The 13,416-nt window shown below is 52.2% G+C and carries 11 protein-coding genes; all 11 read right to left on the bottom strand.

The annotated features are described in order from the left end of the window. Nucleotides 1–2: 2 nt before the first annotated feature. Entirely contained in the window at nucleotides 3–2,261 is a 2,259-nt protein-coding gene (locus tag AFERRID_RS10000) for a xanthine dehydrogenase family protein molybdopterin-binding subunit (RefSeq protein WP_126605128.1), read from the bottom strand. Nucleotides 2,262–2,322: 61 nt separating this feature from the next. Further along, nucleotides 2,323–3,324: a purine nucleoside permease gene (locus AFERRID_RS09995; protein WP_225981957.1), complete on the bottom strand. Its 1,002-nt coding sequence runs from the start codon at nucleotides 3,322–3,324 to the stop codon at nucleotides 2,323–2,325. Nucleotides 3,325–3,347: 23 nt separating this feature from the next. After that, nucleotides 3,348–4,391 carry an adenosine deaminase gene (locus AFERRID_RS09990; protein ID WP_113527010.1) on the bottom strand — a complete coding sequence of 348 codons (1,044 nt, stop codon included), beginning with the start codon at nucleotides 4,389–4,391 and terminating at the stop codon, nucleotides 3,348–3,350. A 47-nt stretch (nucleotides 4,392–4,438) separates the two neighbouring features. Continuing rightward, nucleotides 4,439–5,668 carry an amidohydrolase family protein gene (locus AFERRID_RS09985; RefSeq protein WP_126605127.1) on the bottom strand — a complete coding sequence of 410 codons (1,230 nt, stop codon included), beginning with the start codon at nucleotides 5,666–5,668 and terminating at the stop codon, nucleotides 4,439–4,441. Between the two features lie 2 nt (nucleotides 5,669–5,670). Next, nucleotides 5,671–6,384 carry a hypothetical protein gene (locus AFERRID_RS15650; protein WP_232027497.1) on the bottom strand — a complete coding sequence of 238 codons (714 nt, stop codon included), beginning with the start codon at nucleotides 6,382–6,384 and terminating at the stop codon, nucleotides 5,671–5,673. Further along, entirely contained in the window at nucleotides 6,336–7,088 is a 753-nt protein-coding gene (locus AFERRID_RS15645) for a cytosine permease (protein ID WP_232027495.1), read from the bottom strand. The genes AFERRID_RS15650 and AFERRID_RS15645 overlap by 49 nt, the downstream gene beginning before the upstream one ends. A gap of 60 nt (nucleotides 7,089–7,148) precedes the next feature. Continuing rightward, complete coding sequence (locus AFERRID_RS09975) at nucleotides 7,149–7,898, bottom strand: energy transducer TonB family protein (RefSeq protein WP_126605126.1); 750 nt, start codon at nucleotides 7,896–7,898, stop codon at nucleotides 7,149–7,151. A 91-nt stretch (nucleotides 7,899–7,989) separates the two neighbouring features. After that, nucleotides 7,990–8,388, bottom strand: coding sequence for an ExbD/TolR family protein (locus AFERRID_RS09970; RefSeq protein ID WP_126605125.1), 399 nt, complete (start codon nucleotides 8,386–8,388; stop codon nucleotides 7,990–7,992). Between the two features lie 48 nt (nucleotides 8,389–8,436). Further along, nucleotides 8,437–9,141 carry a MotA/TolQ/ExbB proton channel family protein gene (locus AFERRID_RS09965; RefSeq protein WP_113527015.1) on the bottom strand — a complete coding sequence of 235 codons (705 nt, stop codon included), beginning with the start codon at nucleotides 9,139–9,141 and terminating at the stop codon, nucleotides 8,437–8,439. 703 nt (nucleotides 9,142–9,844) lie between these two features. Further along, nucleotides 9,845–10,639 (bottom strand): sulfite exporter TauE/SafE family protein, encoded by a 795-nt coding sequence (locus AFERRID_RS09960; protein WP_113527123.1) that lies wholly within the window; start codon nucleotides 10,637–10,639, stop codon nucleotides 9,845–9,847. 350 nt (nucleotides 10,640–10,989) lie between these two features. Next, nucleotides 10,990–13,323 carry a TonB-dependent receptor gene (locus AFERRID_RS09950; protein WP_126605123.1) on the bottom strand — a complete coding sequence of 778 codons (2,334 nt, stop codon included), beginning with the start codon at nucleotides 13,321–13,323 and terminating at the stop codon, nucleotides 10,990–10,992. Nucleotides 13,324–13,416 lie beyond the last annotated feature (93 nt).

Raw genomic sequence — 13,416 nt, 5'->3', positions numbered from 1 at the left:
GATCAATTCCCTCCGCTCACCGTCAGCTCCAGCAGCATTTCAGGCCTGACCGGGATCTGGCGAATATCGATATCCAAGGCCTGCTGAATCGCGTTGACGATAGCGGGCGCCGGACCATCCATGGGCAATTCACCGACGCCCTTTGCTCCTTTGGGACCAGCTCCCAACCCGCCTTCCAGCAACACCACGTGAATAAATCCTAAATCCGCGCTAGTGGGGATGATGTAATTGGTCAGACGGTCATTGGCCATGACCCCGCGCTCATTCCAGAGCACATCCTCATAGAGGGCATAACCAATACCCTGGGCGACGCCCCCCTCAATCTGGCCCTGCACAATCACCGGATGCACCGCATTGCCGATTTCCTGTACCGCAGTAAAATCACGCACCCGCGTTGCGAGCGTCAACACATCCACTTCCACTTCGGCAATGTAAGCCGCCCAGGCATAACTGGCGTAAGCCCGCCCCAAAAAGGCCTGCTCATCCCAACGCATGTCCGCCGGCGGTTGGTATTGTGCGGTCACCAGCGTATCCCCGGCGGCTGCGCAAAGCCGGGCACAGGCTGCGGCAAAACTTTGTGCGTCATGGGACGCCGCTAACGCCGCCGTTTCCCGCAGCCGTTGCAATAATTGTCCCGCCGCCTTCTGGATGAGATCCCCGACCACCATACAGGTGCGGGAGGCGACCGTCGGTCCGGAATTTGGCACCCTGGAGGTATCCGCCTGCGCCAGATGTACGCAATCCATGGGCAGGCCCAGCGCGTCAGCCGCAATTTGGACCAGCGTGGTCGCCGCGCCCTGCCCCATTTCAGTGTTGGAACAGAGAATTTCGACATGGCCATTGGCCAGAGCTTGCAGAGAAACCCGGGACGCCAGATACAATTCGCCATTGCCGGTAAAACCAGCGCCATGGGCAAAAGTCGCCAGGCCAATACCTTTGCGGGTCTGGTGTCCGGCCGCATTCCAGGCCCTATACTCCGCCAGCCGATGGTAGTAATGCGTGTGCTCCAATGCCGCATCGAGCGCGGCATGGGCAAAGCAGTCAGCTCCCATCACATCACCCGTGGGATTCACATCGCCGGTACGCAACAAATTTATCCGGCGCAATTCGGCAGGGTCCATAGCCAGTTTTCCCGCCAGCCGGTCCATGGCCACTTCCATGGCAAAAATACTTTGCGGCGCACCAAATCCGCGAAATGCGCCAAAGGGCGGATGGTTGGTCGCCACGGCGCGCCCCCTGACCCGGATATGGGGGCACTTATATGGTCCCGGTGCATGAATAACACCACGGGAGAGCACTACCGGACTGAGGGTACGATAAGCCCCGCCATCAATGGCGAAATCCATATCGATAAACTGCAATTCTCCGGCCTTATTGGCCCCCAAACGAATCAGGGTGCGGGAAGGATGACGCTTAGGCGTTACCCGCAAATCCTCACCCCGCTCATAAACGAGTTTTACCGGACGGCCACCCGCTTTGAGCGCCAGTAACGCCGCATGACAGGCAATCACCGAGGGATAATCTTCCTTGCCGCCAAAGGCCCCACCGGTGGTACTTTGCACCACCCGCAGATGATCCTTATCCATCCCCAGACACTGAACCAATGCGTCCAACACGTAGTAGGGACACTGCATGGAACCTTCTACCAGAATGCTGCCGTCTTTCTGCAAATGCGCCAGCATACCTTGCGGCTCAATATAGAGTTGCTCCTGGGATGGGGTGAGAAAGCGCTCTTCGATGACGACACCGGCAAGATGCTCTCCCTCCGCAACATTACCCCGATCCAGAAGATAATCCGTATAAATATTGCCGGGTATGATTTCTTGCTGCGCAGCGAGTGCCGCATCGATGTCAAAAATCGGAGATGGGTTGGGTAATTCCACCAGAGAAACACCTTTCAGCGCTTTTCTGAGTTTTTCCTGGTCTGCGTGAGCCAGTAATACCACGGCCTCCCCAGCGTGCCGAAACGCGTGGTCAACAAGCACTACCTGGTCATCCTCCAGGAGCCTTACGGCATTCCTACCCGGAATATCCCGCGCCGTCACCACCACAAATTCCGACCAGTCTATGGCGGGATCAAAAGCCACCTCCTGCAGCGTTCCACCAGCCTCAGTAGTGCGCACCGTCGCTCCATAGATCACATCTGCGCAGGGCAGATCATCGACATAGAGAGCCACTCCCCTGACTTTGGCAACACCGTCGACACGGCTGGGGGTCGCCGCCTGCTGGTCAGGTCGCTGCTTCATCAAGGTCAAAGACACGGTGACACTCCTTGCTCCGGGGCCAGAAACGCACCAACGGATATTTCGGTGACCCGTATGTTCATGCAGCATCCTGTAACACGCGCGCGATAACGGCCTCGGTGACGATCACCGCATTACGCTCGGCGAGAGCGCTGGCATATAAATCGCCTGTTTTCCAAATTTCCTCTTCGGTCTTACCGGGGGGCGGGACATCCACGTCAGAGATCCCTCGTATGGACAGATAATGATCCGCCAAACCGAAACGCGAGAGCGCCGCCACATCCCCAAGATCCTCCATGGCGGTATTGGTATACGTCGTCTTTCCATGGGTATAGAGATGCACAATTTGCTCGGCTATAGCCTGATTCTCTTTGCCTATCCAAAAATCATTGCCCGTGATAGTGGCTCCCACCATCACTTTCGGCGCCGCAGAGATACCAAATATTTTATCCAGTTTCTTGGCTTCTACTGAGTTATCCAACGCGACATGGGCAGAGGCATTTACCGCCATGTTCAGCAGTGCCGGATTTATTTTATATGCTAGATTTTCCATGATATTCCGAGTATAATTCTCGCAGTGGCCTGGCACGGCATAATCTGTGCAGCCCGGAGGGGACCATGCCAACTGCTTTTTATCACTCAGGTAATGATGTCCAAAAGCCCAAGAAATTATCCAATTATTGATGTACACACTGCCCAATGCAGAGTTTTCTTCGTCCACACCTCCGGCAATGCCGCTACGAATAAAAATGGTCTTCTTCACATCCAGAGCCGTGTCTTTCACCAGACTGGTGACGGTGACTGCGGCATTGATTTCCCCTTCCCCGGTTTCCGTAACACAGACGCCTTTACTATCGCAAATCAAGGGCGTGATGAGACCTGGCACATGCAACACTTGATGCTGAAAAGATTTTTGCACCGTCCATGCTTGCCATTCGGGCGGGAATGCTGTCAGCACGATCACTTGCGGACGCATTTTTGCAGCCGCCGGTATAGCCTGAGCGTATGCCAGCGGCACCGTCAATGAGAAGCCGGCTGCACCACACAACATTATATGCTTCCAAACCGTGTATTTCTTCACAAGATTTCTCCCTGATGAGTTTTTCATAATAGGTTCTGATATGATGCTCTGTACTGATCTAGATCCATGAACAGGGATTGCTTTCGTTGGTCCGTACAAAAAGCCGCTTCAACGGCGTTACGCTCAAGAAGTAATGCGTCTTTCGCAGTTAAATCCAGATCGGAAAGTGTCCCGATGATGTTCTCGCTTAGGTAACCGCCGAAGTACGCCGGGTCGTCCGAATGAATCGTCGCCAACAAACCTGCTTTCAACATTCGGCCCAGATTATGTTCAGATAACCGGCTAAACACTTTAAGCGCGACATTGGAGAATGGACAGACCGTCAACGGGATTCGGTCATCCACCAAGCGACGCACCAGTGCCGGATCCTCCAAACAGCGAACCCCGTGATCTATGCGCTCGACATCGAGCACATCCAGTGCCTGCCAGATATAGGAGGGCGGCCCTTCCTCCCCCGCATGGGCAACACGATGCAGACCCATGGACTTGGCCACCTTAAACACTTCCTGAAACTTTTCTGGGGGATTGCCCAACTCAGCGGAGTCGAGACCGATGCCGGCGATGCGCCCCAAAGCACAAGCACGCTCCAACAGCGCCACCGCGGGTTGCGGATCGCGATCCCGCTCAAAGCAAAGAATCAATGCGCTGGATATATGCCAGTCACGCTCGGCGTCTCGTAAGGCGGCGGTGATGCCACCCATCACCGCCGCCAATGCCACACCATTGGCAAGATGCGTCTGCGGATCAAAAAACAGTTCCACATGACGAATTTGCTGGGCTTTACAGCGGGACATATAGGCCAGGGTCAGTTCATAAAAGTCCCGCTCTTCCCGCAATACTGACGCCCCCAGATAATAGATATTCAGAAAACTTTGCAGATCCTCAAATTGATACGCGGCCCGTGCCGCCTCTATCGTCTTATAGGGAATATCCACGCCGTTACGCTGAGCCAGCGCAATAAGTAATTCAGGCTCCAGAGTGCCCTCAATATGCAAATGCAGCTCTATCTTGGGCAGATTCCCCACAAAATCTGTCAGTATTTCCTTAGTGTTTGTTATAGCTTCCATAAAAGGTGTTGCTCCGTATGTTTTATAAGGCTATGCATATACATCTCCTAGGCCACCCGTGCACCGCTGAGCCAGGTCCCCAGCGGACGCTGTTCCAGATCAGTGGGGTTACCACTTAAGCATTCCTCAAACCAGTGCTCTATAGAATCCACTGCGGGCTTTTGCGGCAGGAGCACAAAATCGGCACGTTTCCCCACCGTCAAATCACCGCCGATGGATCCTCTGCCCATACATTCGGCCCCCGCCTTGGTAGAACGATACAAGGCCTCCTGCGGCACAACAGAAACGCCAGCTTCCCGATGTACGCCCAGAAATCGCTGCATAACATGTAGCATGCTATGGCTGGGACCACCGCCTATGTCACTCGCCAGCGCAAAGGGGATGTTGTAAGCACGTACTTGCTCCAAGGGCATGCGTCGGTTTCCCAGCGCCTCATTACTGGTAGGACAATGCGCCACCCAGGAGCCGCGTGCCCGAAGACAGCGCCATTCCTCGTCACGCATCTCAATACAGTGGCCCAATATCGTTCGGGGCGTCAGAAGACCCGCGCGGTCATACACCTCAGTATAGTGAGCAGCGTCGGGAAACAGCTCTTTAACCCATTGCAGCTCCGCGACCGATTCCGCGAGATGCGTCTGGATTAAACATGGACTCTCGGCGGCGATCTGTCCCAATGCCTTCAGCGATGCTGCCGTCAGATTGGGTGCAAAACGGGGTGTCAGTGCATAGTGTGTAATATCCGTTTGGCGCATAAACGCACGCAACGCGTCAGGATCATGCAGGCTGTAGTCAGTCAATGTACGGGGCGCATTAATCGCCATCAGGACGTTACCAATGACCCAATCGCCACGCATCGACGTCAGTGCAATCTGCGTGGCCTCGGCATGCGGGCTGGAATAGCTCATGCCCATCACGGTCCCCGCACGCAATACATCGCCATAGAATTGCGCCGCCGCAGCCCTGGCGAAATCGGTATCCACATAGCGCGCCTCTTCTGGCCAGATATACTCTCGCAGCCAGGTCAGGAGTTCGCCAGAGAAACGTCCCCTGACACGATGTTGCACCCAATGCAAATGGACATCGACAAAGCCTGGAACGATAACCCCATCCAGATCTTCTACTTCCGTATCAGCGTCGATCTGACTCAGCATCGTAGTGAAATCACCCATACGCATAATGATGCCCTGATCGACACCTAAAGCACCATCCTGGAAAAATCTCCAGGTATTGGCATCTATCGGATTAAGTATCGACGCCCTAAATATTTTTTCCATCATCTTTACCCGTTGGCGCCTTCATCGGTAATCTCACTGACAATCGGTTTGGATAACGTTCTCACCTGCCACATCTCGTCAGTAGCCGTATGGTGACAAAACAAAATCCGATAGAGTATTGATGCCACAATTGTCGTCGCGACACCCGCCAATGGAGATATATCTGTACCATGCAATAGATGCGCTCCGTATCCCTCCCAAATCGGATTATTGGAGAACAATATGGTAACTGCGATCCCTATAGCGAGCACCCAGACATTGGCAGGCCTATATAGCATTCTGCTCCACCCTCCGCGTGCTTCCGGGAGCACGTCCCACAGCACGTAGATGATCATCACACCGGTCCACGGTGCCGCAACAATAATCAGCAAATCCAGGAAAGTTTGAAAAGATTCCCAGAATGACGGCGCTACAAAAAGCATATAGATACCGACCAATGTTGCCAGCAGGGCATCCAGTACCGTAACTTTCTTGCGATCCAAATCTTTACCCACTACCACCGCGAGGCTGAAAGCGGAACTGTAAGAGTTCAGGAAATTGGATGCCAACAATCCCAATATCGCAAAAGTGCAAAAACCTAAATACAGTACCGAAGTGCCCAGTCCGGCCGCCGTGAGACTTATTCCTGCAGGTCCTACCTGGATACCGCCATGCACATACAGCGTGATGGCTAATGCGAGGATGAGGCTACCCCCGCAAATCCGCCGAGGCTCGGCCATAGCGCCATTTTAGCCAGGCTCGTGTCACACCGCACATACCGCGAATAATCCGAAGCAAACATCGTCCATGAGAACGCGCCGCCCATGAGCGCCAATGAAATTCCACCCAGGGTTTGAATTCCGTCAATGTTGCCTACGGCAGACAGCATCGGAAGCGCCTGTCCACCATGCAGATATACCAGTATGGCTATCGCAAACAGGGCGAGGAATAGCGCCCCCACCGTCTGCGCCGTCACGATGGCCTTATATCCGATAATGGGCACCACAAAATTGCCCAGTATAGCCAATACCAAGGCATAATAAATACTGCTATTCGCAGGTGCTAATCCATAGCTGTCAAAAACACTGCGGAGGATATACACCACAAGTACCAACACCACGGCCTGCCAACCCAACTGAGACAACCAGTTACTTAGAGAAATCAGCTTATTGACTGGCTTTCCAAAAACGCGTGCGGAAACCGCCATGGTCGGAATCCCATACAGGAATCCCGGGATGCTGAGGATGCCCACGGCGGCAAATAGTGTGGACGCCAGCAGCACAACCCACAGAAATGGCGCCAAAGGAAACAACTGGGCGATGAGGACGCCGACCGGCAGGCTGGAGGCGGTCATGGTCGCGGCGAGCCAGATCAGAGCGACATGAGGCGCCGAGCTGGTACGTTCTGCCTCTGTCGTGGCGCTTATTGAATGTCTGTCACCCATCACCCTTCTCCCTCAGTGTTACAACCCGTTGGACCGAAGCACTACTAACTCGTAAGAGCGCTAATTTGATCCAGCACCTACTTTTACATCAATTTGAAAAACCGTATTCTGCTTAGGCATCTTTTTCAAAAATGGTGGAAAGCCACCCTTTTGAATCGCGGCAAGTGCCGCACGATTTACCGCGCCTAACGGACTCGGCTTGATAATTTTCGCCCAAAGCAATTGACCCGATGGAGAAATTTCGAACTCCACAGTAGCTTTGCCACTCAGCCCCATCGCCCGCAACTCAGCGGGAACACGCAGGCTCTGCTGAATTATCGGCCGTACCATACCAACATAACGCCCCATCATTGACGCCGTCTGCTGAGCTGACATCGGTGGTGGCGCAGGCGGCGGAGTCACCACCGGCTTAGGGGCCGGCATTGGCACCGGCTTCGGAGGAGTAACCTGTTTTACCGGCGGCGCGGGTGGCGTTGGCGCCGGTTGTTTCGGCGGAATCACCACCTTCGGGTGCGGACGGGGCGGTGGCGGAGGCACATGATGCACCACTGGTTTGGGTGGAACCGGTTTCGGTAAAGGCTTGGGTACCACCTTCGGCGATGGTTGCGGCAAAGTCACCATTTGTACCGCAATGACGTGCTCCTTGGGCTTAACGGCCTTTACCGGAGGCGTGCTGTGTCCATACCAGATCAAGCCGAGCACGAGCAGAGCCTCAACCACCACTGCACCGCCCACGGCATACTTGAAATGGCGTTCCTTCGGCTCCGGCATGAGTGCATTATTCGCAATCCTAGGCATCGTGGTAGTCATACAAATCTATTCCCAATCTTCAAATACTGTCTCACTCGCCAACTGTACGTTTGGTATCCGCTCACGTCACCCAGAGCACAGACACGGATACTCATGCTGGCTTCGCCGCAATACCAATGTTGGTTACACCCGCTTTTTGACATGCATCCATCACCTGCACAAAATCCTTGAAGGGCACCATTTTATCGGCAGCAATCGTCACCTGTGTGTGTTTAGCATCGCCATCGCCAGCGAGGAAACTCTGCAGTTGATCCAGACTCATTTTTTTGCCCTTCGCCACAACACCGCCATCCTTCAGTATATTGAGCACGAAATGCGGATGCGGCAGTACTTTTGTATCACTGGATGTGGGCAAGTCTAGCTTTAACCCCTTATCCGTAATCATCTGCAAAGTAATCATGATGAAAAAAACCAACAGAAACAGCATAACGTCAATCATCGGGATGATTTCTACACGCCCTTTTTTGCGGGGCCGGCGTTGGGGTAACATGCTTTACTCCTTGCGTTGCCTGCCAAAGTAAAAAGATCTTCCGAAACGTCATACGGCCATTTCAGATGCGGTAATTGATGACGTGGCGTTGACTGCTGTCTCCTCTAGCACCACGGGCGCCCCATCCAAGCGATTCATGAGCACCACTTTCAGCGACTCAAGCTGGAAAATGGTTTTCTCGATAGCATTGTTGAATGCGTTAAAACTCAGTAAGCCGATCATGGCAATAAAGAGTCCAGACGCGGTGGCAATCAGCGCATCCGCAACACCGCCAGTAACAGAAGTGGGATTATGACCAGGCACCGCAAGAATGGAGAACGCGTGGAACATACCCAGTATGGTTCCGAACAGGCCCAGCAGGGGCGCCAGAGTGACGATGGTGTCCAAAATCCAAAGGCGCTTATCCAGATTGGGCGTCATTAGAAAAATAGCTTCATCCAAACGATTCGCGAAGGCTTCTCCACGCGCGCTACCGTAATGATGAATCAAATTGAAATGCCGGAGCGCCACGCCCAGCAGAGATTCTTCGGGAAGACCCTTGGACAAAGCCACCAGATCTTCCAGGTCGGGGCGCCTCAACTTGCCGCGGACGGATATTCCCCAAAGAATTTTCTTACCTTTGCTGATGGCGTTACGAAGATACCAGCCCCGATCGAAAATCACGGCAAGCTCAACCACGAAAAGAATCATCAACAGGTACAGAACACCATCTGAGTAATTGGCAAGGTGTACGAGATAACTGAACGAGGTCATATAAACTCCATCACAAGGTGATTGATAAAACTCTCCGGCATAGACTAAGCATAGAACATGCCATTTGCACCAATTGACTATATCACACGTACGATCATATAGTTACCGCACTAACACAAGTTGGCAACTTCTTTTTTGGTGCAGGAAATGCTGTACTGCACTACAATAGTGCAGGCTTCGCCTCCATCCAAAAAATTCTTTCATAATGATGATGGACATATTTTTGGATTCGGTAAAGTTCTTTTTTGGTGCGATACGTATTCAAAAAACGCAACGGTTTGCCGCTGTTAAAGACCTGTTGGGTTCACTATTGATCGCTCGTCAATCGCTTCCGGTCGGCCGTTACCGGTCGTGACAAACGTAAGCCACTCGGCGTACGCGGAGAAATGAGCGCATACCTAATCAGGGATAGGGGCAATCCATTGCGATTGACGTGTGACCGATGCCCCGGGATTGTTTCCAACTAAACAGTATTGCTGCTAGGGACGCAAGTACCTTGAACCAGCTGGGGAGTTTGGCGTACAGTTCGTGACGGAGTCATACACCATCTGCTTGTAGACGGATTTCTCCGCATTAGTCAGCATGTTTAAGGTAACCCGTAAGTTCTTCCTGGTCGACTTTAGTGGCCACCAGGTTACCAGATCACAATTCAGGTGGTAGGGAAGGCTACTTCCGGCTGATGGGCAAATCATATATGCCATAGTTATATGAAATTCAGGAGTATATTAAACGCAAGGCAGAGGAGGAGTAAAGCGAATATACGTTTGAGTCGGCGCACGGGAAGACGATATGATAAATGAACGCCAAACGGCGCGAATAGCACTGCAGTACTTGCTATTCCTAGCATAGCTGGCAAGGAAACATAACCAAAACTGGCCGACGGCAACCCGGGCCGTTGAAATCCGGATGCAATGAAACCAATGGTGCCAAAGATCGCCAGTCCAAACCCCAAAGTCGTTGATGTAGCTATGGCCCGACGCAAATCCACATTACACCAATTGAAGAATGGAACCGTGAGCGTGCCACCGCCAATCCCCAACATTGCGGAGAGCGCGCCAATACCCGTACCGATGCCCAAAAGGGCTAAGGGGCTTGGCAGGGTACGATGAGGTGCCGGTCGCCATTCAAAAAACATTTGCACCGCCGCCGCCACTAAAAATACGCCAAATATTGCTTTCAATGCCAGCCCGGGAATCAGCCCTGCCAGATAACCGCTGATGAGGCTTCCAAGAATGGTCGCCGGAGCAAGCTTTCTGACCAGATTCCAGTCAATTGCTTTTCGCCTGTGCTGAGCATATATTGCCGACATTGAGGTAAATATAATTGTTGCCAGGGACGTTCCGATTGCCATATGCGCTGCTATGCCTTCGGGTATGGCGAGAACACCAAAGATAAAAATCAGGATAGGGACCAGGACGATCCCGCCGCCAACTCCTAGCATTCCTGAAATTATGCCCGCGATCGCCCCAGAAAACGCATAAAGCCAGACGATGTTCATGCTCGTACCCATAGTTATTTAACTTCCTAAAGTACATCGCGCTATCCCAGGAAGATGATGGCACCTGGCGGACCATGAGCGATAGCAGCATGGCTGGAGCTAGCTAGATCAGCGTGCCCGACGACACACGAACAGGGTAAAATTCCACAATCCCATCCCATAAAGGGGCACACCGATCACGGGCGTCGCTGCCAAGGCGGGATCCCAACACCCAGATCACGAAGGGCATACCGGGATGCATGCACCGATCCCGGTCGGGGACTGGCGCTACCCAGAAGGTTTCCAGATGGTGAATCTCCAACGCGGCGCCGCTATTCACGGGATCAGCCATAGACCGGTGGTGGCATGGTTTAAAATACTAATTTCACCGTCCCAAAGAAGGAGCGCGGCATCATCGGCTCCGCTTCTAAATAATTGCCGGGCTGATTGATATAAGGAAACTGCTTTTCCAGCACCGAGGCTTCGGAGTTCAGGAGATTCACCCCGCTCAAGCTGAACGTCACATTTTTAAACCCGTACTGATGTATTCGAAAGGTATGCGCAAGGTTGAAGTTCATGGTCGCATAGGCGGGCATACTGATAGAAGTTGGTGCACCCGTACTGGCCTCAATATATTGCGGGCCGACCAGATTGCCGTACAATCGGGCGCGCGTACCCATGTAATGCCCTTCTATCCCCACACCCGCAAGATAAGTCGGGGTATTGGCCCGCGGCTCTCCAATGCTGGTGGCAACTCCATAAGCGCTTGACGAGTTTGAGGTGTAATGTGCCGACTGAAGTGAGTAGTTACCATAAATCGATATATAATTATCTAATGCGTAAGCAGTGGCAATGTTTATACCTTGATACGATGAAGAACCGATATTGTACTCATAAGTCAACCCTGTTGTTGTATCATAGTAAGAGCTGAACGTATGTGTGAAGTCTGAGCGATAGAAAGAAATACTCGCATCAAGGCCATCATGCTTGTAAGCCGCCCCAAACTGGTAGGTGTTGACTTGCTCCGGTTTTATCGTCACTGGCGTCGATGGCGATGTCGATGTAGCATTGCTGTCAGCCGCATAGAATGCGGTGATATTCGGATACTTGTAGCCAACCGCATAGTTGGCATACAGAGTTACCGCTTTTATCGGCTTATACTGGATACCAGCGTATGGACTCACCTCACTGTAAGAGCGGCCACTGCTCGCACCTACGGTGTAGTAGTACCCCGGCACATCATTGATATGCGTGCTCACCGTCTCATATTTCAGACCAGGGGTAATCGCCAAAGAGTGCGCCAGCTTGATTTTTGCTTGCGCATAGAGCTTACCGTACAGACGCCATGCGTGCTCATCCCAGAGGTTATTGTAACCAGCCACTTCGGGAACATTCGGGGTTCCGTAAACATAGTCCCGCGAATGATACAGAGAGAACGCGCCTAATCCTCCGGCTTTTAAGTCCACATAATGACTGAGCCACTCGACAGAAGGATTAAACCCGAAAGTATTTGTGGTATAGCTGTAACTGTGATAATTATCCCCGTTAATTGTTTGCGCCTGACATGCCGCAGAATTATTACCTGCAAAATCATTTCCAGAATACTGACAGACAGTTTGTGCCGGATTGAGATAAAAAGTAACAAAGCTGTTATAAGGCATATTGACACTGGGATTCACATACTCCAAACGATTGGAGTTGGTAAAGGCATAAAATCCCTTGAAACCAAAAACGGCGTGAGATGAGATAAGCGTTTTATTTTGCACAATAGCCATCATATGTTCCGCCGTGCCATTCGCATAAGTGACGGACAGCGGCCACTGGTAATAGGGTCCATATTGCTGCAACAGCGCAACCGGCATTCGCGCCGCGGTCGCGCCCTTGTTTTTGTTCAGCAAAAATATGACTGACCACTTGGAGGTCGGCGATATCTGCGGTAAATCATAGGCCGCATAGTAGGAATATTCGCGATCAGGGCTGTGGTCCAGGTAGCCTGCAGTCTGGCGCGAAGAGAATCTCAACAGGAGGTTGCCATAACCAGGGTTTGCGCCGGTATTGATCTCGGCACCATAGCTGCGTGTGTCGAAAGAACCATAACCGGCAAATACTGACTCGTAACGTTTTGCCGACGGAATCTTTGGCAGATAATCAATATTCCCACCAATAGCGCCGACAGCGTTGATATCTGGCGATGGTGTGCCATAGGTCACCCGGATGCCGGAGGTTTCGCCCAGCGTAACCGGGATGAGATTCGTCAAATCCGCATAATTGTTATTACCTCCGGATAAACCGCCATTGAACAAATCAGCTATGGGCAAATTATCAAAGGTGTAGCCTACTTGTGTCTGAGAGAAACCACGTACAGAAATATGGGTCTTGACGCCAATGGGGTTCGTGCTGGTGGCATTGACCCCAGGCACAAAACTCAGAATGGTCGAGGCATTCTGCGTAGACTCCTGGCCCTCCAAAAACTTTTGGGGGATGAGTGCAGTTTCTGCACCATAGACTGGTTTGACCTGGGTAAGCGCCGCCTTCTCGACGATTCTCAACAAATTCTTAGAAACCGACTTAATTTTATATACTTTTTTGGCCGGAGGCGATGTAGGGGTGGCCACTTCTGCATAGACCGGTAGAAGTGAGCTGCCCAGTAGTCCTGTTGCTACCAATAGGCTCTGCCTTAAAGGGTGTTTATTTGATTTCTTCATTGTAGACTCCAGAGGTTATACTGCTTACCAGATACGCAATATCCATACCATGCCGATCTACCAGTATATTTATACGATACGTAAGGTATCCTT

Origin of the sequence: Acidithiobacillus ferridurans (genome assembly GCF_003966655.1) — a bacterium.
Taxonomy (GTDB): domain Bacteria; phylum Pseudomonadota; class Gammaproteobacteria; order Acidithiobacillales; family Acidithiobacillaceae; genus Acidithiobacillus; species Acidithiobacillus ferridurans.
Note: the sequence above shows the minus strand (reverse complement) of the source record. Positions and strands in the feature narration are given on the sequence as shown.